Genomic DNA, 18,479 nt, shown 5'->3' with positions numbered 1-18,479 from the left:
CGGCAAATGAACAACATGTTACAGTTGAGGCAATATAATTGTGAAGTGGGTTCCCTCTGTTGTACTCTGTACTTCAATCGTTCCTCCGTGAATTCGAACAATCTTGTGGACAATAGCCAGTCCCAGACCTGTACGACCAGAAGCACGTTCGCGCGCACGATCTACACGATAGAAACGATCGAACAAAAACGGTATATGTTCTGGAGCGATGCCATCGCCCGTATCTTTAATGGTAATGATGCATTGTCTATCTACTTCCTCAGCACGGATTGTAATACTTCTCCCCTTCGGTATGTGATTTACAGCATTGCCGATCAGATTCATCCAGACCTGCATAAGCAACACATCATTCCCCCGGATCAGAATTGAATCCGGCACAGACATTTTCATAAGTAATTCCTTCTCTTCAAGCTGCCATTGTAACACTTGAACCGCTTGGCGAATGTGATCCTTTAGGGAGAATGTACTCTGAGTCAATGTTTCTTGTCCTTGTTCCAATGAAGAAAGTAATAACAGCTGTTTACTAAGCAAGGAAAGATGACGACTCTCTTCCTCGATAATAAATGCGTAGTGTTTACGTTCTTCTAGCGAGAGATCGCGCTCAGCAAGCACCTTGGCGAATCCTTGAATCGAAGTAAGTGGTGACTGAATTTCATGGGATACGTTGGATACAAACTGTTGACGTCCCTGCTCCACTCGTTCCAGTTCACCGCTCATCGTCATGAAATGTTCAGCCAATTGTCCAATCTCATCCCGCCGTTTGGTAGGTAATCTCAGGTTGTAGTTTCCTTGCGCGATTCGTTTGGTTGCATCGGTTAAACTTTCAATTGGCTTGACTAAATACCTTGTACTAATTAAGAAAAGGGCAACACTTATTCCTACTGTCAACAATCCGATCAAGGCAAAAAATATGCGCAATTCCCCAAATTGCAGCATGACATCTGGACGTATAAACAAGGCATACTGTTGATTATCGACCTGCATCGGCACGCCTACAGTATTGCTTAATCGATTATCGAAAAAGCCTGTAATAAAGGGTTGATTAGGGAATTTGGCAACGCCATGGTAGACATCACCAGCAAGAACCAGCTTAATCGATGACTGATCCAGATCCCTTTCCCGGAATTCACGACCATAATATCGCTCATCCGCTTGTCCATCTGTAACATAGATTTCATAGCCAAGTGCTGCGGCGTTATGCAAATAAGAATCCATACCTTCGGGCTGTTGTTCTGCAAATCGTTTTATTTGTTGCGCAATGCCAACCAACTTTTCATCATTAAACGGTTTTAATTTGACATGATAATAGATATTAGAGAACAGAAAACCTAGAATGCCACTAACTGCAATAACTGCGATGGTAATCATGAACACCCGGAAGTATAACGATGATCTCAAGGAATCTTCACCTCAATCTTATAACCGATCCCCCGTACCGTTTGAATAACGAAATCATCCACATATTCAGCAAAACGCTGACGAAGCCGCTTAATATGTACATCTACTGTACGATCATCTCCCTCATAGTCCGCTCCCCACACAAGACGAATTAATTCATCTCTAGAGAACAGTCGACCCGGAAATTGGGCAAGCTGAGAGAGCAGTTCGAATTCCTTCATGGGCAAGAATAGAATGGATTCGCCATCCGTGACCTCAACATTTTTACGATCAATGACGATTCGATTCATTCGGATCATATCACTGGAAGTACGATTGTAACGACGGAACAATGCCTTAACTCGGAAAACCATCTCTTCTGGTTCGAATGGCTTCGTCACATATTCATCCGTACCCTGGAGGTAGCCTTGCTTTTTATCCAAAAGCTGGTCCCGCGCCGTGAGCATGATGATCGGAATGTCGTAATTTTGCCTAATAACATCACATAGTTCGAGCCCATCCATCCTTGGCATCATAATATCGATGATGGCCAGATCAATACTGTTCTCTCTTAACCGTTCAATGGCTTCCACACCATCCTCTGCCTCAATCACTTGATATCCTTCTTTGGTCATGACATACCTCAAAAGCGCCCGTATATGGGCATCATCATCAACTAGGAGCAAATGCTTCATAATTACGTTCTCAGACTCCTTACTTATCAAAATTCACACATATTTATTATTTCGAACATAGGATGCCTCTTTGATGTAAGAAATTGATCCCTTTCGACTTATACCACTGCATAAACTCATTGGTCACATGTTCATGCCTTAAGATGCCCATATAATCGGTGCCCGGCATTCGAGGCTGATAATCTGATTCAATGGTATAGAGGTTAAAATGAACTTCATCTTCATCCTCTGTAGTTTCCGTCTGCTCCAATACTGCAATAACTTCATCTTGGGTTAAAAATTGAAACCCCTCTCGCTCCACGATATAAAACGGATAGTTGAGATGATTTAATACGATCCGTTGCTGGAACTCTTTTAATTCATCTGGAATTGTATCTATATACTGTTCTGCTGTGGTCTCATTATCAAATATACCCGAGATCCAGCTTCGCATGCCCTTATTAGCCACAATAATAAACATGACGCTCCTCCTTGCTACTCTTGTATAAAATGTCCGTGTTTTATTGCATAGCACATACTCTTGTAGCTACAAAAAAGGAACCGACCAAGGCCGATTCCTATCAAGTCTACACTTATTTCACCAAATAATCGATTACAGGATAGGACACTACGTTGCGATCCCGAAGCGCTGAAGTTATCGCATCCGGGTGTGCACTTAGAATCCCATTCTGTAATAGAACCGGCTTGAAACCTCGTTCCTCTGCTCCATGATAAGTAAAAGTCACGCATTCCTCTACCGCAAATCCGGAGATAATGACCAGCTCTACATTCTGACTTTGCAGCACCTGCTCCAGTTCCGTCTGCCAGAACGCATTGGAATTTTGTTTGGTGATGGCTAGGTCGCCATGCTTCACATCGATCTCAGGAATACAGCGGTATTCCTCTGGTTTAGCTTCATCCATACCTTCTACATCCTGAATCTGAACCACCACATGATTCTGTGAACGAAGCGCATCTGCAACGTGATTGATATACTCACATGCGCGATCGATCTTGGACTGCTCTACTCGATTCCGTACAATATGCTCCTGCATATCAACAATCAACAAACCTATTTTCACTAAACTTCCTCCTTAATGTCCATATGTACTAATGATTAATCTCTAAGTAACTCCTTCAGCATCCGGTCTCGGTTCTCCAAGAAACTGCGGGTAATCTGAACATGCTCGGTATCCTCGTACTCCACTTCCTGAATGGAGCCATGATCGAAGCTCAGTATGCTTGCTCCGGGGTAACCCAGAATAATCGGAGAGTGCGTTGCAATAATGAACTGAGAGGTATCCGAAAGGTCATGCAGAATACGCAGTAACGATAGCTGTCTCGCCGGGGATAATGCCGCCTCTGGCTCATCTAACAAATAGATTCCTTTTGAATTGAACCGGTTCATGAATAAGCTCAGAAAGGACTCGCCGTGCGATTGTTTATGTAAGGATTGACCTCCATAGTGTTTAAGAGAACCAACCTCCTCGACATGTGATGCAAATTGATAGAAGGATTCGGAGCGCATGAAGAAACCATTGGATATTTTGGGCAACCAACCTAGCCGCAAGTAATGACCTAATGAAGATTCGGACGCATGTGTATCATAATAATTGTTGCGCCCGCCTCCAGCCGTATTGAACCCGCATTGATAAGCAATACCTTCTAGTAGCGTAGATTTACCAGAGCCATTTTCACCTACAAAAAATGTAATGTTGCGCTTAAACTCAAGCCGTCCCAAAGAAGCGACAGTTGGAATATCGAACGGATGCTGGTTCTTATGGCTAACTTGATCGTGCAACAACTCTACACTTTTTAAATACATAGATTAGCTCCTTTATAAGAGGTTTACTTCTGATTTATTACATCGTAACCCATATTGTAGTCGATAAGAAATGCTTTTGACTAAAAAAAACAAAAAGGCTAACCAGTATGTACTGGCTAACCTGATGTGATTCATGATGCGCTTACGAATAAACAAATCGACGCTGTGCCCAATAACTGAACAGGAAGATTGACGCCTCTGTCAACAATTTTGCCGCAATGAGCGGAAGAATTAAGGTTTCGTTATAGAAGTACAGCAGACCATAATTCAATAGTAGTACGAGGATGACGAGTGCAAAATATTTGGGGAACGATTGGTGAACCTTGGACGTTTGTCCCCTTGTGAACACATATTTCCGGTTAACTGTATAGTTGAAGATGGAACTACATAATCTCGCGGTAACCACGGCCAGAAATAGATGATGTGTGAAATATTGAATAATGAATAATAGGGCAAAATCGATCAGCGCCGATACAACCGAAGACGTGCTAAATTTAAGGATCGGCAGATAGATTCGTAACGAATCGACCAATGGGCGGAAATGAGACGAACGATTATGATCCAGATACACCGTATCAATATACTCCTCGGTAATTACATACCCTTCTTGGTGGGCAGTCAACAGCATGTTCATCTCATATTCAAATCGTTCCCCAGGAATCTGAAGCAGCCAGCCTAACATAGAATATGGAAACCCCCGTAGTCCTGTCTGTGTATCATATACTTTGGTGCCTGTCGTAAGAGCAAACACACCCCGGGTAACCGTGTTACCAAATCGGCTGCGCAGTGGAATTCTCCCACTGAATTGACGGCTGCCAAGTACGATGCCAGGTGTCTGTTGCTCCTGCAACACATCGAATATTCGTTTAATATCATGCGGGAGATGCTGTCCATCACTATCCGCACAGACAACATAACCTGTCGAGTTACTCTCCCGAATGTGTTGAAATCCCGTCTTGAGTGCCTGCCCTTTCCCCAAATTAACGATATGTGTGAGCACGGTGCATCCATACGCTTCGGCCGTTTCAAATATTCCTCGGTACGCAGGTCCGCTGCCATCATCCACGATCACAATGGGGCCAAGACCAAATGTCTGTAATTGCAAAATAAGATTCAGTAAACGCACATCTGGTTCATATGCAGGAATTAATATGGTCATGATGCTTCACCCTCCTTGAGATACAGGATGTCACTGACGCCGCGTTCCTGATCTCTCCCCAGCGGATTATTGACAACTCTACCCATAAAGTACATTGTCGACGATCCTCCACCGTCCAAGTTGTAAGCCTCGGTTGCGCCTAAGTCTTTCATCACAGCAGCAAGTTCAGCCAGTGTCATACCACGACTCTCATCCTGGCGTCCATCCACTACGACGAACACATAGTGATTCGGAGCAATCATTCCTATGGCCGTGCGAGGATTCGCGTCCTGTATAGAGCGGTTGCCGAAGTTGGTATCGATTTTCACACTACTAAAATCACTCACAATCTCACCATTCTGAATTAGAATAGGTCCAAAAGATAACGTATTGGTCACTCCTTCAGCAAGTAGCTCTGAGGAAGAAACTTCGGTCTCGTTATAAGTCTTGATCGTACCGTCATTGAACAATGCGAGTGCATCACGGGTTGGACTATCCCGGTATACTGTACCGTTACGGATAATAACGCCATCATCTCGGAAGCCGTAATAATCACCATTGATGGCAAAGATCGCGTTATTCGCAGCAGCAATATCAGATGTGTTCTCAATAATGTTCGTGCCAAAGCTGTTATCCGCCAGTGCTGTGCGCAGACTACTTGCGTCAGCTACCGTCACATCCGCTACATAATAAGTAATCTGATCCGAACCCGTCCCGGTCTGAACTTTCTCAATGTTAATCTGCATATCATCACTGGTATAGTTCCAGTCATCCGATGTTGCATTCACTTCACTGCTTGTCTGTGTGGTCTCATTGGATGCAAGAGATGCAGTGTTAGTTGTGTCGTCGGCAACGACCACTTCCACATGCCTGATCAAATAACGGTCAGCTAGACTATAGAGTATGGAACCAATCGTTATGCTAAGGACCAGCGTAACAATTAACCATTTCCGCAGCCGTTTCGGGGGATTGTGTTTGTCCGAACTTCCTGGGTCATTTTCTCTTCTATATGAATCTTGCTTGGTTGGTTTCTCATAGATCTTCAACATGGAAGCTCACCTCTTCATCTAAGTTCTTACAGCCATAATAGGCTGAGTAGCTTAAATGAATCTGAATAGATCATTCAGAGATTGCTATTACCTCCGCTGTCGATTTATTTGTTATAGAGGATTGGATTAGATATTATCTAGACTGGTATAGATATAAATTTGCAAAAGAAAAAGGTTACCCTTTCTCCGCTCTAGGAGTCCAGATAACCTTCTACAGGTAAGATGACGACCGCATCTCAAATAAATCTCAATTAACAATCTACAACATATTGGCAGGAGTAACCTGCCCGGTGCTTTTACTTCGATTATGCGTTTTGTTCATTGGGGAAAAGTGCATCGTATGCCGGACAAGGCAACTTTTCTAGAAAATCAGATAACGCACGGGGTTGGTTCGAATAGATATCTATTAGGGTTGTACCTTGATAGATATTACCGATGACCACCGGGTGGCATAATTCACAGATGAGGATATCCCCGTTTCCATGTAAATGCAGCTGCTTGGTTCCGTCCACACAATTCGAGAAATAAACGCCAGGTTCCTCTCGGAAACCTAATTGATCGGCAAAGCGATCCATGCACGTGAAATAAAGGGTCGTATCCGGCTTCTTATGTGTAATGAGTTCCCTAACGGAATGAACAAGAGATTCCTTCGGTGTAATCTGACTCCAATTGCTATGTGGCATCACAATGCTGTTCTGAATCTCATGAATGCGAACGCCCATGTCGTAGACCTTCTCACTAATGGCTCGCATATTCGCTTGCGTGCCTTCAAATAGCAGAGTTTCCAGCACCGTCTCTAATCCTGCTTCGGTACACAGACGAATGTTCTGCTCCAACCGTTCATACATCCTTGGATGTACCCGGTAATACGCTGCATACGCGTCTGGTTCCGTATAGTTAAACGAAATATGAATATTGGATAATCCTGCATCACGCAAAGCATGTATTCGTTCTTCTGTCAGCAAGGTTGCATTTGTATTCAACTGTGTGTCAATGCCATGGGCTGCACAATACGTCACAATCTCCAAACAGTCCTGATATTTCAGGGTCACTTCTCCCCCAGACAAACGCACTCGTTTGAGCCGTGGAAGCTCACTGATAATCCGGATAACCTCCTGAGCACTAATACATTCTCCATCATCTCGATTATATGCACAGCAATAGTCGCATTTGTAATTACAATTGGATGTCACTCCCACTTCCAATCCTTCAAGCTCATATACGCCGGGCGTTTCAAGTTCAAGTGATTTATACCTATTTTTAGCTGCCAATTCGGTGTACCTCCTGATTGCGTTATTCCATGTTTTTCAACTTGGAGATTATAACGGATTACAGGTGATGTCCGATATGACATTATGTACGTTCTATACTTTTAAGTGTAACTGCACCATATGACCTTCTCTTCGTTTGCACCCAGCTCATGCACTTCTGTAAAGTTTATAATTAGTTCAGCGCCATCACCGCCGACATATTCTTCACGATCTGCATTATAGAATTGTACGATATGCACTTTGTACATCCCGTTCTTCAATGAAATGGTATATGTAGAACAATTCTCGTCAGGTACCGCACAATCATCAAATTGAGCAGCCATCGTTAGACAGGTATAATCCACCAGAACTAATAAACCATCCGTTACTTGAATATAGCCTGCAGCTCTTCGGTAACAATGCTCGACAGTGAATTCTTCTTCAAACGTTACTTCGACTGTCCAGGAGTGCTCTATCCCCTCTTCTGTCATTTGACAAACCAATATATTACCTTTCTTCATCTCATCAGCAAAATGTTGTAACAGCATACTCAGCTCCCAATCTTCGCCTACAAATGATTGGTATCGGTCTGCATTAACTAATCCGATGAAGTTGGTATCTCCATACTCTAAATGAAGCTTCATTAAATCTCTCCTTTGACTGAATGTGCGACAACCCTATCGCTGAAAATTCAAGCTTACGACAGGGGCTACTGTACAGGTAAATTCTGATTAGTAACCTCCGCTTACCGGATAAACGTATTTCGAACTCTTTCTGACTTTATAAAATAAGGAATCCATATTGCGCAGGTGATAATCAACCTTACAATTCCGGTTAAACCACTTCCATCTTCAAGTTCTCTCGCAATAGGAATCTGAAGCAACAACAGATAATCGATGATGCTCACAACTAAACTAACACTATAAAATATGATCATCAGACGAGGGAATACCGATTTCTTTCGATAAAACATAACAAGCGTAACTATGCTAAATACGAAGAACAGCGCATTATATGTGGCTTCAAACATAATGATCGGCCCCCACCAAGGGTGGTAAAAGCTCGATTGGTTCGACGTTAAAATCTCCCATGTCTCTGGGTTCAAAGCTGTTAAGGAGTACCGAAATAATTGGACTAGAACCATAATCATTGTAAGATAAAGTCCAATCTGTACAAGAACCAGCCACCCACCAAGCCCAGATATACCTAACGGACGTGAATCTACTTTTTGCTCTTCCATATGTGGTTGCATTACACTAACACTTCCTATTCTATGTAGTTATTTTCTATGATTCTATGACTCCTGATCTCTCCACCATGAATGAATCCATTCTCCATTTTTCTTCAATAGACCTGATCGTAGAAGGTTCTTATCCTTCAACTCCTGAAATAACACCATATAGTCGGATTCAAGACTCTCCCAATCTTCGTAAATCTTCATCTCAGGCAGAATAGAGGCATGTATGTAACCTTTCTCTCTCCATTCCGGCTTCTGATCAACCCAATCACCATAGATGAATCCTGGCCATGCATCGCCTTTTGCAGAGCGTAATAGATTTTTCTCCGTGTTCTCGTTACCTCTAGCAAACCCTCTTAACTGATTCTTATCATTATCCAAGTAAATCGTGCCACATTCTGGACATTGATAAACCGTTCGAGTCAGATCGCCCCATAACCTTCGGACGTTCATCGCTGCGCTCTCTTTGTCTTCCGCGGAAGGCCCCGATTGCTCAATGGCTCGATCAATCTCATCCAGAAAATCAAACTCGTCCTGATCTGAGATGACATATCCCTTATAAGATAAATAATCGGTTGTGTCTGAAATGCGATTGCCGCAATTGCAATAAAAGTGCATAAGGTTCTCCTCCTTTCCTCATAATATCCTCCAATCATACACCCCTTAGCGATCTGTAATCTTCGATGGTAATAGCGTACATGTTCAAGTCATGGAGCTCTTGCTTCACCTTGGCATAATTACGCAGAACACCTTCGAACTTCATACCCACTTTCTCCATAACCTTCGCGGAACCTGTATTATTGACCATACACATCGCCTGAATCCTTACAAGACCTACTTCTGTAAAACCAAATTGAATGATTCGGTTCACAACCTCGGTCATAATACCTTTATTCCAATAATCATTTGAGAGAACATACCCTATTTCAACTTTCATCGTATGACTATCGCAATTTAGATAATTGCAGCTACCAATCAGCTTCCCAGTTGGCTTATACTCGATTCCCCATGGCCCCAACTGATCAGCTTCATACCGACTTAAGATAAAATCAATAAAGCCCTTTGTATCCGCCTTGCTCTCATGCTTGTCCCATGTGGTATAACGGGAGACATCCGGGTGAGAACAGTAGCCGTACATATCATCCAGATCTGAATACGTGATTGGTCGTAAACGTGTACGCTCTGTTTCCAGGATAGGGAATGGATCAAAGTACCTCGCAATCGTCTTCATGGATATAAGCCCCCTATTAATTAAATTGATGTTGTGATTAATCTTTGAAGCGTAACCCTTCTTCCTCCATGGACTTGCGAAGGCTCGGCATTGAGGAAGGCCCGATACCATGCAACTTCAAAATATCCTTCTCTCGATAATTAGAAAGCTTCTCTAGCGTTGTGATCCCTTCATGCTCCAATGCCCGCCGAGTCGGTGCACTAAGAAGACTTAAAAATCCCGTTAGGGGTTTGCGTTTCTTCTCGCATTCTGGACATGTAGGACAGTCGCTGCTTTTATAATATTGGTGACCTTGTGCACATGTTCGTAATGTTTTATTGGTTTCTGCCAACACGACTCACCCTTTCATTGGACTGTATCATCTGATTAAGGTCGAGGCGATAAAATGGTATCCTTTCTATCTACTGTAGAAGTGAAGAACTGTTGCTGGATATTTTCTCGCCATGCAGTTTTTATACGATCTCTTCCTATAAGGTCAAACCGCGCCTGAACCCGATTAACATGCGCTTCATCTGCCTTAATCTGTTCTTCAATCTGTTCATATTGTTCCATTGAATCGTACTCCCACATCGCAAAAATCTCGCTAATCTCATCATCGATGGGCATATGCCATCTTCCTATCAATCTTGCACCATATTTCTGCTGTGAAGGCAGCAAGATTTCATTAAACAAAGCATTAAATTCCTCAACAAATGAAGAATATATGATGTACGTCTTCCTACGATAGATCATATTTCATCCCTCCTAATTTCAAAGGAAATTCAACTCTTTGATTGCAAAGCTAAACGATCATTCTCTTGTTTTTCGTTCGATGTACTCCTGAATCGCACTGTCCAGTAACTTTTGATTAAAATCGGGCCAATACGTTGGCGTAAACCATAGTTCGGAGGTGGCTGACTGCCATAGCAGAAAGTTGCTCAGACGGATCTCCCCACTTGTACGAATGATGAGTTCAGGTGAAGGTTGACCTTCGGTATACAAATACGATTCGAACAGCTCTTCCGTTATCTCATCTGGATGAATGCCGGATGCCACTATTTGCTCCATGGCATGCATAATATCAGCCCTACCTCCATAATTCATCGCAAAATTCAAGATCATTCCATCATTGTTCCTGGTTCGTTCCACAGTTGATTGCATCATATCCGTTAACCCCGTCGAGAATTTACGAATATCCCCCAGAAATTGTACTCGGATGTTATTTTCGTCAAATTCCTGCAACGTTGCTTCATCAAAAAATTGCTCTGGTAAACTCAGAATATAATCCACTTCATCCTTGGGGCGCTTCCAGTTCTCAGAGGAGAATGCATACAGCGTGAGATATTTCAAATTCATCTTGCAACAGATCCGAATAATTTTCCGCATCGTTTTCATACCAGCGTAATGCCCTGCCGTTCGTGGTAATCCACGCTGTTTAGCCCATCGACCATTGCCATCCATCATCATAGCGATATGATTAGGAAAATGATCATTTTGAATTCCTTGACTTGGCATCTTCTTGGTTATCATGTTAAATCCCCTCCATATCAAGCTCATCCATAAAATCATACATCGTTGGCAGTCATAATAATTGATTCCAGCCCTCTAATTCGTATAATGATATCTAAGGGAGATGATTCCAAATTAACAAGCAAAATATCAGCACAACCATTTCAGCAGATTTAATCGTTACTCACCTAACTGGTAAGATTACTACAGATGACGTTAACGAATGGTTTGTAGGTTTCGAGCAAGCTTGCCAGCAATTTGTTTCCGAAGGTCGGACATTTAAATTGTTGGTCGATCGAAAAGGATACATTCCAGATCATTTTTCTGTGCAAAAGGCGTGGAAGGATAAGTTCTTCAACAAACAGCTTCTGCAACACACTCAGGCTATTGCTTTTCTCCTTGAAGAAGGCGAGATCATGAACTATTTAGAACAATCGAATACGACCGAATCCGTTAAATTCTTCGCTGATGATGAACAAGCATTGAAGTGGTTGAAGGAATACTCCATCTAAATTTAGGAAGAACCAGTTGCTCATTATCAACTGGTTTTTTAAATGACTAGCACTTTTAACATCCCTGTCTCAGAAAACTCGTATTTGAATGAGAAATAAGCTTTTCACAGCTACTTCTTACTGCTTGTTACCTACCGCAATCCATCTTCGATCAATATCCTCAAACACAAATTCCTTATTGTTATAATCCGTGGTAGATAGCGGACGTACAATATTCACACCTAACTCTCTTAACGTGTTCTCCATCTGCTCCTGGGCATCTGTGATGAAATACGCATCGTACCCATAACCGTGCACTTCTCGATTAGGTATAATTGCTTCTTGGTTCGATTGAGTTAATACGATTTCAACCTGATCCATATATAGGCACACATGAGGTTCACTTGAATCCAGATAACGTACAACCCGGAAGCCCATACGTTCGTAAAACCCTGCTGTAGCAGCCATATTCACACTCGGAAACATCTGTAAACAATGTGTAAAGCCCTCTTTTGTCATGAATTCATCTCCCTCTCCAGAGATTATTAAGCATTCAGCCAGCCTTCAATCTCAGCACTCATATTTTCGTACCTTTGCAGACTTTCTAACGTTCCAATGACTTGAGATGTTCCCAGCTGTTGTTCTGTTTGATCGGTGCATTCAATCTTTAAGGATCGCTTCAAGCTATATTCCAGCCATGCTAACTTACCTTCATAACCATGATTCAACACCATGCCCCAATCGGCCTTTTGTTCACCTGCTTGCTTCCGATACGCATGGACAAATGCCATGAATTTAACTTGACTGACATTGCCCGTACCCAGCACAGACCAATAAATTGCAGTTTCAACGAGATCATGCAGTGGATTAATCAATCCTGCCGATTCCCAATCAATAATAATAGGTTTATTATGCCGCCACATGACATTTTTGGGCTCCAGATCCCGATGGCTGACCACCTGATCCACGCTCAATATTGTTGAAGCAATGTTAGCCTTTGCCGTCCACTCATAGAGCTTGTGCGCATGGTTTTCCAATAGCGGAGCCCACTCTATATTTTCGTGCAGACCTCGTTTCATATAGCCGTTCCAGTCGATTTCTAGTTGTTGGGCTTGCTGAAGACTTGTATCAATTACCGAAGAACAATCCGTCCGATGTATCTGTGCGAGAATCGTACCCATCTGTTCACAATAAAACGAAGTAACATCCTTAGACTGTAGAGTCTTCCCATCAATCCATTGAAAAACGAGATAGTATTGACCTTCAATACGGTGCACAGCATTACCATTGAAGATCATAGCTGGTTGTGCAGCAATAGAGCCGGCTAGCTTATTCGCAATTCGTTCCGACTGTATATAATTCGTAACCGCTTCAGGTCTGAGCATAATTTGAGGATTGAGTGCCTTCACGGCATACTTATTTAGACTAGTAACTACGGCATAAGTCCTATGTAATAACCCTCCTGAGATGGCTGTAGGCGTTCCTACTACATCGCCAAGCGCTAACTCACTGCACAATTTTTCAAAGTTTAGATTATACTGAATCTCATTCATGAGTTAACTACCTCTCTATTGTTAGCGTTAACAGAAAGACAGACAGCACCCTGCCTAAGCCGAGTCTAGAATCCAGCGCTTAATCTATCGGCCCCTCGATCGCCTTCCCTAATTTCAACTTAAATTGTACAGAATCAGGCGATAGATTATTTACATAAATTCGGTACATCCCACTTTCAGATACCTTGATAACTACGCTGCCTGTTCCGGATGCAACAATTTCACTATAGATTTGCTCACTGGAGATCGACATAAGTCCAATTTCAAGTTCATTCACTTTTTCACTCGTTACATCCATTTTGAATGATTCATCTTGCTTGAATGGCAGTTGCCCAAAGTTATTGCTTCTTGAAGCACTCATGTAAATATCCAGGTTCTTGCTATCTTTTGTTTCAATCATTCCGATCATATTTACTTCTTCCGCTTCTAACGGAGCTTCATCTGGGGACAACAGGGTATCGTTCACAGCTGTAGAATCAGCTGTTGCTGGACTCCCCTCGTTATATTGCCTACTATTGTTCATAAAATAGATTAAGATGCAAATTAATATTGCACATAACAACATAACATTAATCCACATCAATATTTTCTTAGTCTGATTTTGCATACATGTCCTCCACTTAACCGCTCTCTTCCTCTAATAATACAAGTAGGATTCTTTATGTACTGATACGATAAGCCATTTTTTCATGTTTTTCCCTTATTTTATATTTTATCATACCACAAGCTTAATCAACTGCATTCAATAACTTCAGGTTAAATAAAATGTAATGATTGTGAGTATACCTTGACACATTTTTATACTCATATTTCTAATGAAACTGGTTGACACTGATATGAGGTGCTTTTATAATAAAAACATATCATATGAACGATTGCTCATATGTTCATAATAAGTTCGTAAGTATAACTTTTTTATTTTCATTACCCACTTCTTAATGAGACACTTTATGCAAAAAGGAGAGAACATCGTATGTCTGGACATCATCACAATCACGACCATGGTCATACTCATGCTGACACCAACAACAAGAAAGTACTGCTCGTTTCCTTTATCATTATTACCCTGTATATGTTCGTTGAAGCCGTTGGTGGGTTTATAACAAACAGCCTGGCATTAATATCAGATGCAGGCCACATGCTCTCAGACTCCATTGCCTTGGGAATTGCTTTGTTAGCATTCACATTTGGTGAGAAAGCCGTGAACACAGGTAAAACCTACGGTTATCGGCGTTTTGAGATTCTAGCCGCTACACTGAATGGAATTACCCTTATCGGTATTTCCCTATATATCTTTTACGAAGCCATTGGTCGCTTCATTAACCCACCCGAAGTAGCCACCGTAGGCATGCTGATTATCAGTACGATTGGATTGCTCATTAATATTCTGGTTGCCTGGATTATGATGCGAGGCAGTGACACGGAGAAAAATCTGAATATGCGCGGCGCATACTTACATGTCATCAGTGATATGCTCGGCTCTGTTGGGGCTATTGCTGCAGCTCTGCTCATGATGTTCTTCGGCTGGGGCTGGGCAGATCCATTAGCAAGTGTAATTGTGGCTGTACTCGTGTTACGAAGTGGATTCTTCGTTACCAAATCATCTTTACATATCCTCATGGAAGGTACACCTAAGAATGTAGATCTGAATGACCTTGTACAAACGATCCAAAACGTAGACGGCGTGCAAGGTGTACATGATGTACATGTATGGTCGATTACCAGCAATCTAAACGCATTAACCGCTCATATCGTAGTAGATGGCAAGATGGATGTGTATGCATCCGAAGTGTTGGTTCAGAAGATTGAACATCTGCTAGAGCATAAAGAAATTAAACATGTGACTTTACAGGTTGAATCGGAGAAACACATGCATGATCGTTCCGTATTATGCACCGTAAAAGGCGACGCACCGGATGCGCATGCGCACCATCATCATTAAATTGGACAGCCAACATGTCCATTCAAAAAAGGGGCTATTCCCGCAAGTGGGAATAGCCCCTTTCCTTTTTTTCGCTGATTCGTGCATTCGCACTGCTCCATAGTCCGTGTCTTAATCTCCACCACCGCCACAAGATGAGCAACTGGACGAACTGCAAGAGGAGTCTGAGGATGAACCTGATGAGGAATCGGAATCTCCAGAAGAATGACTGTGATGATCGCTGGAATGATCTGCATAACAACTGGAACTACTCGAACAACCGCTACTTGACGAAGCCCCCTTCTCCCTCGGGAACATGTCTTGTTCCAGACTGTCCATATGCATTTCATACGTTAACTCATCTTGTATGGAGTAATATACCATTGCACTTGCCATGAGAAGAGCCACATTACTTGTACCTGAACCTGAGGTTCCAAGAGATAACTCTTTCTCGTTCAGGTTGGCTGATCGTTGTAACTGTTCCATTAGATAAGAAACCACTTGCGCTGTCTCAGGCTCCTCCTGTGTACGCCTAGCATGGAAAAGCTGGTTCACCAGTTCAGAACGTTCCCCCTTCACAATCAGCCTCTGTACATCACTAGATAACGGATATCTGAAGAAATCACCCCAGATCGCAGAGCTGTAGGGAGTGAATTCAAATAGCTGACAATACACCCAGTCAAACCAAGCACGCGCACCTGGCGTATCACTGCGAGTAACTGCTGGCTCATGGTGTACCATGGCACCCATGAATTCTGCACAAAAATCGGCGTACGATCTTGTAAACATCAGCATTTCATGCCACAACTGATCCACCTGTTCACTGAACATAGGCACCTGCTTCAGCAGTGAGGCCATAATGAAATACCGCTTGAGCTCCAGCAGCTTCCACTGATACTCTAGTTTGCTCATGTAAGGATGCTCCTGTTGCAGCCGTAATTCCAGTTTGTCTTCAGAATGTGTATAGAAATGTGTTTGGAAGCTAGCTTCCAGTCTCTGAATGGTCTGGTTATATGCAATCTCTTTGCGTAATCCAAGATTCTGAGGTAAATTGGTACTTCTGTACATGTTCTTCCGACGTCTTCTTCGGCCTCTTATGGAACGATTTCCTTTCATCTTACGCCCTACTACAATGCCTATGATAATGAATATCGCTGCTCCAAAGTAAAAGATCCACACCACAATACAGTCTCCCCTTCCTGATTCTCTCTATGTATATTCATAACTTCCATTTAGTATAAATGAGGATCATTAACAATGAAAAGAGCCCTTTGGCATACATGCCAGGGCGTTATCGTTGCTATGTTATTGCTACATATCATCTTATGACAATGCAATGACTAGACTCGTTATAAGAAGTAGCAGGGTTACAGGTGTCCAGATTCTTCGTTCCCACACACTTGGTGTCATAAGATTCATTATCGTGCCGAGCACCAAGTAGGCAATAATAAACCAAATCGCCGTATCTGCAAACGCTGACCATGCAGGCAATAGCAAACCTGATTTACTCAAAACAATGACACCGATCAGAATTAGAACGGCGATCTGAAACAAACAAATAATACGCATAAACCGGGGGTATTGACCGGGGAATTTTCCACCCATTGCGTATTCGCCCCATGGCACACCAGCAGCTAATGCAGCTTGGAAGAGAATGACCACACCGATCAATATAGCAAATATGATCTCTGACATGATAATCAATACGGCCACTCTCCCCGATGACTAGAGACAATACGGTGTTGCCTCTAGAATGCAATCCTTTTACAACACTATATGCCCAAGTCCTTCACTAAATACAGCAATAATTCATCATCTACCATCACAGGTTGTCCAGGTACCACTTGAACATTGTTATACATGATCCCTTTCCCATCCATGACATAGCCACGCTTGGTATACATCATTTGGGCATTGCCATAATCTTGGTATAACCCTACGCCGAGACCAATACGTGTGTAATCTTGAGCTGCAATCTTCTCCATCTCATCGAGTAATGCGCTGGCAATTTTCTTTCTTCTGAATTCAGGAAATACGTTGAGATCATTAATTTCCGGAATATTTTCATGACTAAAAAACGGATACTCGGAGTGATGTAACAGGTGGCAAGCGCCCGCTAGTCCCCCGTTGTGGAATGCCATTAAGGTTACTCGCTTTCCTTGTACATTCTCTTCCAAACACTTTGCAAAGTAATTGCCCGAACGATACCATGGAAAATGATTAACGAATTCACGATCCAACATGGCTGCTTGATCCTGGGTCGAAAGTTGTTTTAGCGTAACACTGCTCATCTTCACTACCTCCTCTTTTGTTTATAGTCCCCAACTAAGCTCCTCTTGATATGTATACTGATTCCCGCCTTCATAGGCGACTTGACCATAATATACTTTTACACCTAATTCTATTGAGATGCCTAGTCCAACTGTATGAATCTCAACCTCTGAGTTATGATACTTTAATCTGACCGCACATTCATAACTAGCTTGTCCCCCGTTGTGCTCTCTTGAGATATTGATATACACCTCTTCATTACTCAGATCGTTAGAGCCATATTCGTACCATTCCCATGTGTCTTCATAATCTCGATGAGAGTCATCCAAGCCACTGAACAGGTTAACGTCCTGGATAAAATCCGTCATCTCTCGTTTGATATAAAACCAGAACTGCTTCTGTCCCATATTTCTTCGCTCCTAATTCATTGCTATCCTCTATCTATAGAGAAGCTCTTTCATATATTTCAGTGAATACTGAATCATAATAATGCTCAAGGCTAAGTTGATTGCAACCAGACTAAGACATGCCCATCTAACCACATGTGCAATATTAATATTTACCATGAGAATAGATACTTCACTTGCACCAAGGAACACACTGGCAATTAACGTCACAATGCTTAGAAGAATAAAGGCACTGATCATAAATAAAATGAGATACAATGGATTTTTAGCATTCTTATTTATGTAAGCTTTTCTATAGTTACTGGATAACATGCCTTCCCCTTTTAATCCTTTGATATAATGATCCCATCTAAAGGTACCAATGCTCGCCACAAGTGCGGCGATGGCTAATGCCCCGGTGATGTTGACCTGAACGAACAACTCAATGAAACCTTGGAGTTCATTTGGTTCTACACTTATTAAACTCAAGAATAGCACTAGTAATATCAAGCTAAATGAATGAATAATGGTGTATTCGTACCATTTCAGTCTTACTCTTCCCTTATCGTACCTCTTCAACGTTGCAAC

The 18,479-nt window shown here is 42.2% G+C and carries 25 protein-coding genes; 2 read left to right on the top strand and 23 right to left on the bottom strand.

Translation table 11 applies throughout. The features are described 5' to 3' along the window. Nucleotides 1-18: 18 nt before the first annotated feature. The 15 genes from M3636_RS12415 to M3636_RS12345 form a co-directional block, all read right to left on the bottom strand. Nucleotides 19-1,368, bottom strand: a complete 1,350-nt coding sequence (locus M3636_RS12415) for a sensor histidine kinase (RefSeq protein WP_251383066.1) — start codon at nucleotides 1,366-1,368, stop codon at nucleotides 19-21. 26 nt (nucleotides 1,369-1,394) lie between these two features. Further along, the gene (locus M3636_RS12410; protein WP_251382743.1) at nucleotides 1,395-2,072 is read right to left on the bottom strand and encodes a response regulator transcription factor; all 678 of its coding nucleotides are present in this window, start codon (nucleotides 2,070-2,072) and stop codon (nucleotides 1,395-1,397) included. Nucleotides 2,073-2,118: 46 nt separating this feature from the next. Continuing rightward, complete coding sequence (locus M3636_RS12405; RefSeq protein ID WP_251382742.1) at nucleotides 2,119-2,532, bottom strand: hypothetical protein; 414 nt, start codon at nucleotides 2,530-2,532, stop codon at nucleotides 2,119-2,121. Between the two features lie 112 nt (nucleotides 2,533-2,644). Further along, nucleotides 2,645-3,133, bottom strand: a complete 489-nt coding sequence (locus M3636_RS12400; RefSeq protein ID WP_251382741.1) for a cysteine hydrolase family protein — start codon at nucleotides 3,131-3,133, stop codon at nucleotides 2,645-2,647. Between the two features lie 35 nt (nucleotides 3,134-3,168). After that, nucleotides 3,169-3,876: an AAA family ATPase gene (locus tag M3636_RS12395; protein ID WP_251382740.1), complete on the bottom strand. Its 708-nt coding sequence runs from the start codon at nucleotides 3,874-3,876 to the stop codon at nucleotides 3,169-3,171. Between the two features lie 142 nt (nucleotides 3,877-4,018). Further along, nucleotides 4,019-5,035: a bifunctional glycosyltransferase family 2/GtrA family protein gene (locus M3636_RS12390; RefSeq protein ID WP_251382739.1), complete on the bottom strand. Its 1,017-nt coding sequence runs from the start codon at nucleotides 5,033-5,035 to the stop codon at nucleotides 4,019-4,021. Next, nucleotides 5,032-6,063 (bottom strand): phosphodiester glycosidase family protein, encoded by a 1,032-nt coding sequence (locus tag M3636_RS12385; protein WP_251382738.1) that lies wholly within the window; start codon nucleotides 6,061-6,063, stop codon nucleotides 5,032-5,034. The genes M3636_RS12390 and M3636_RS12385 overlap by 4 nt, the downstream gene beginning before the upstream one ends. Before the next feature lie 305 nt (nucleotides 6,064-6,368). After that, the gene (locus M3636_RS12380; protein WP_251382737.1) at nucleotides 6,369-7,334 is read right to left on the bottom strand and encodes a radical SAM protein; all 966 of its coding nucleotides are present in this window, start codon (nucleotides 7,332-7,334) and stop codon (nucleotides 6,369-6,371) included. Nucleotides 7,335-7,435: 101 nt separating this feature from the next. Further along, nucleotides 7,436-7,957, bottom strand: coding sequence for a hypothetical protein (locus M3636_RS12375; RefSeq protein ID WP_251382736.1), 522 nt, complete (start codon nucleotides 7,955-7,957; stop codon nucleotides 7,436-7,438). Nucleotides 7,958-8,058: 101 nt separating this feature from the next. Further along, nucleotides 8,059-8,565: a DUF2569 domain-containing protein gene (locus M3636_RS12370; RefSeq protein WP_251382735.1), complete on the bottom strand. Its 507-nt coding sequence runs from the start codon at nucleotides 8,563-8,565 to the stop codon at nucleotides 8,059-8,061. A gap of 42 nt (nucleotides 8,566-8,607) precedes the next feature. Continuing rightward, on the bottom strand, nucleotides 8,608-9,168 hold the full coding sequence (locus M3636_RS12365) for a hypothetical protein (protein ID WP_251382734.1): 561 nt from the start codon (nucleotides 9,166-9,168) through the stop codon (nucleotides 8,608-8,610). Nucleotides 9,169-9,202: 34 nt separating this feature from the next. Then, on the bottom strand, nucleotides 9,203-9,781 hold the full coding sequence (locus M3636_RS12360) for a GNAT family N-acetyltransferase (protein ID WP_251382733.1): 579 nt from the start codon (nucleotides 9,779-9,781) through the stop codon (nucleotides 9,203-9,205). A 37-nt stretch (nucleotides 9,782-9,818) separates the two neighbouring features. Next, entirely contained in the window at nucleotides 9,819-10,112 is a 294-nt protein-coding gene (locus M3636_RS12355; RefSeq protein ID WP_251382732.1) for an RNA polymerase alpha subunit C-terminal domain-containing protein, read from the bottom strand. Between the two features lie 35 nt (nucleotides 10,113-10,147). Then, on the bottom strand, nucleotides 10,148-10,513 hold the full coding sequence (locus M3636_RS12350; protein WP_251382731.1) for an NIPSNAP family protein: 366 nt from the start codon (nucleotides 10,511-10,513) through the stop codon (nucleotides 10,148-10,150). A 57-nt stretch (nucleotides 10,514-10,570) separates the two neighbouring features. Further along, nucleotides 10,571-11,290, bottom strand: a complete 720-nt coding sequence (locus M3636_RS12345; protein WP_251382730.1) for an undecaprenyl pyrophosphate synthase — start codon at nucleotides 11,288-11,290, stop codon at nucleotides 10,571-10,573. 113 nt (nucleotides 11,291-11,403) lie between these two features. On the opposite strand from M3636_RS12345, the gene M3636_RS12340 reads away from it, so the two are divergent. Further along, complete coding sequence (locus tag M3636_RS12340; RefSeq protein WP_128100965.1) at nucleotides 11,404-11,781, top strand: STAS/SEC14 domain-containing protein; 378 nt, start codon at nucleotides 11,404-11,406, stop codon at nucleotides 11,779-11,781. A 117-nt stretch (nucleotides 11,782-11,898) separates the two neighbouring features. Here M3636_RS12340 and M3636_RS12335 read toward each other — a convergent pair whose 3' ends face one another. The 3 genes from M3636_RS12335 to M3636_RS12325 form a co-directional block, all read right to left on the bottom strand. Continuing rightward, entirely contained in the window at nucleotides 11,899-12,279 is a 381-nt protein-coding gene (locus tag M3636_RS12335; RefSeq protein ID WP_128100964.1) for a VOC family protein, read from the bottom strand. Between the two features lie 26 nt (nucleotides 12,280-12,305). Further along, complete coding sequence (locus M3636_RS12330) at nucleotides 12,306-13,313, bottom strand: aminoglycoside phosphotransferase family protein (protein WP_251382729.1); 1,008 nt, start codon at nucleotides 13,311-13,313, stop codon at nucleotides 12,306-12,308. Nucleotides 13,314-13,392: 79 nt separating this feature from the next. Then, nucleotides 13,393-13,920, bottom strand: coding sequence for a hypothetical protein (locus M3636_RS12325; RefSeq protein ID WP_128100962.1), 528 nt, complete (start codon nucleotides 13,918-13,920; stop codon nucleotides 13,393-13,395). 366 nt (nucleotides 13,921-14,286) lie between these two features. Between M3636_RS12325 and M3636_RS12320 the strand changes: the two genes are divergently transcribed. Further along, the gene (locus tag M3636_RS12320) at nucleotides 14,287-15,255 is read left to right on the top strand and encodes a cation diffusion facilitator family transporter (RefSeq protein ID WP_128100961.1); all 969 of its coding nucleotides are present in this window, start codon (nucleotides 14,287-14,289) and stop codon (nucleotides 15,253-15,255) included. A 111-nt stretch (nucleotides 15,256-15,366) separates the two neighbouring features. On the opposite strand, the gene M3636_RS12315 is transcribed toward M3636_RS12320, so the two are convergent. The 5 genes from M3636_RS12315 to M3636_RS12295 all read right to left on the bottom strand — a co-directional run bounded on the left by M3636_RS12315 (nucleotide 15,367) and on the right by M3636_RS12295 (nucleotide 18,470). Continuing rightward, nucleotides 15,367-16,416 (bottom strand): glycine-rich domain-containing protein, encoded by a 1,050-nt coding sequence (locus tag M3636_RS12315; RefSeq protein ID WP_251382728.1) that lies wholly within the window; start codon nucleotides 16,414-16,416, stop codon nucleotides 15,367-15,369. A 141-nt stretch (nucleotides 16,417-16,557) separates the two neighbouring features. Then, complete coding sequence (locus tag M3636_RS12310) at nucleotides 16,558-16,929, bottom strand: hypothetical protein (RefSeq protein WP_251383064.1); 372 nt, start codon at nucleotides 16,927-16,929, stop codon at nucleotides 16,558-16,560. Between the two features lie 77 nt (nucleotides 16,930-17,006). Further along, complete coding sequence (locus tag M3636_RS12305) at nucleotides 17,007-17,525, bottom strand: GNAT family N-acetyltransferase (RefSeq protein ID WP_251382727.1); 519 nt, start codon at nucleotides 17,523-17,525, stop codon at nucleotides 17,007-17,009. Nucleotides 17,526-17,546: 21 nt separating this feature from the next. Next, on the bottom strand, nucleotides 17,547-17,912 hold the full coding sequence (locus tag M3636_RS12300) for a hypothetical protein (RefSeq protein ID WP_251382726.1): 366 nt from the start codon (nucleotides 17,910-17,912) through the stop codon (nucleotides 17,547-17,549). Nucleotides 17,913-17,942: 30 nt separating this feature from the next. After that, a complete protein-coding gene (locus M3636_RS12295) occupies nucleotides 17,943-18,470 on the bottom strand; it encodes a hypothetical protein (RefSeq protein ID WP_251382725.1) in 528 nt (175 codons plus the stop codon). Nucleotides 18,471-18,479 lie beyond the last annotated feature (9 nt).

Origin of the sequence: Paenibacillus sp. MER 99-2, from assembly GCF_023714095.1 — a bacterium.
Taxonomy (GTDB): Bacteria; Bacillota; Bacilli; order Paenibacillales; family Paenibacillaceae; genus Paenibacillus.
This window is presented reverse-complemented; position numbering and strand designations above follow the sequence as displayed.

Bases quoted from the DNA above. Each gene is read 5' to 3' on its own strand.
- M3636_RS12415 (WP_251383066.1), bottom strand. From the start codon at position 1,368: ATGATTACCATCGCAGTTATTGCAGTTAGTGGCATTCTAGGTTTTCTG.
- M3636_RS12410 (WP_251382743.1), bottom strand. From the start codon at position 2,072: ATGAAGCATTTGCTCCTAGTTGATGATGATGCCCATATACGGGCGCTT.
- M3636_RS12405 (WP_251382742.1), bottom strand. From the start codon at position 2,532: ATGTTTATTATTGTGGCTAATAAGGGCATGCGAAGCTGGATCTCGGGT.
- M3636_RS12395 (WP_251382740.1), bottom strand. From the start codon at position 3,876: ATGTATTTAAAAAGTGTAGAGTTGTTGCACGATCAAGTTAGCCATAAG.
- M3636_RS12390 (WP_251382739.1), bottom strand. From the start codon at position 5,035: ATGACCATATTAATTCCTGCATATGAACCAGATGTGCGTTTACTGAAT.
- M3636_RS12385 (WP_251382738.1), bottom strand. From the start codon at position 6,063: ATGTTGAAGATCTATGAGAAACCAACCAAGCAAGATTCATATAGAAGA.
- M3636_RS12375 (WP_251382736.1), bottom strand. From the start codon at position 7,957: ATGAAGCTTCATTTAGAGTATGGAGATACCAACTTCATCGGATTAGTT.
- M3636_RS12370 (WP_251382735.1), bottom strand. From the start codon at position 8,565: ATGCAACCACATATGGAAGAGCAAAAAGTAGATTCACGTCCGTTAGGT.
- M3636_RS12365 (WP_251382734.1), bottom strand. From the start codon at position 9,168: ATGCACTTTTATTGCAATTGCGGCAATCGCATTTCAGACACAACCGAT.
- M3636_RS12360 (WP_251382733.1), bottom strand. From the start codon at position 9,781: ATGAAGACGATTGCGAGGTACTTTGATCCATTCCCTATCCTGGAAACA.
- M3636_RS12350 (WP_251382731.1), bottom strand. From the start codon at position 10,513: ATGATCTATCGTAGGAAGACGTACATCATATATTCTTCATTTGTTGAG.
- M3636_RS12345 (WP_251382730.1), bottom strand. From the start codon at position 11,290: ATGATAACCAAGAAGATGCCAAGTCAAGGAATTCAAAATGATCATTTT.
- M3636_RS12335 (WP_128100964.1), bottom strand. From the start codon at position 12,279: ATGACAAAAGAGGGCTTTACACATTGTTTACAGATGTTTCCGAGTGTG.
- M3636_RS12330 (WP_251382729.1), bottom strand. From the start codon at position 13,313: ATGAATGAGATTCAGTATAATCTAAACTTTGAAAAATTGTGCAGTGAG.
- M3636_RS12325 (WP_128100962.1), bottom strand. From the start codon at position 13,920: ATGCAAAATCAGACTAAGAAAATATTGATGTGGATTAATGTTATGTTG.
- M3636_RS12320 (WP_128100961.1), top strand. From the start codon at position 14,287: ATGTCTGGACATCATCACAATCACGACCATGGTCATACTCATGCTGAC.
- M3636_RS12310 (WP_251383064.1), bottom strand. From the start codon at position 16,929: ATGTCAGAGATCATATTTGCTATATTGATCGGTGTGGTCATTCTCTTC.
- M3636_RS12305 (WP_251382727.1), bottom strand. From the start codon at position 17,525: ATGAGCAGTGTTACGCTAAAACAACTTTCGACCCAGGATCAAGCAGCC.
- M3636_RS12300 (WP_251382726.1), bottom strand. From the start codon at position 17,912: ATGGGACAGAAGCAGTTCTGGTTTTATATCAAACGAGAGATGACGGAT.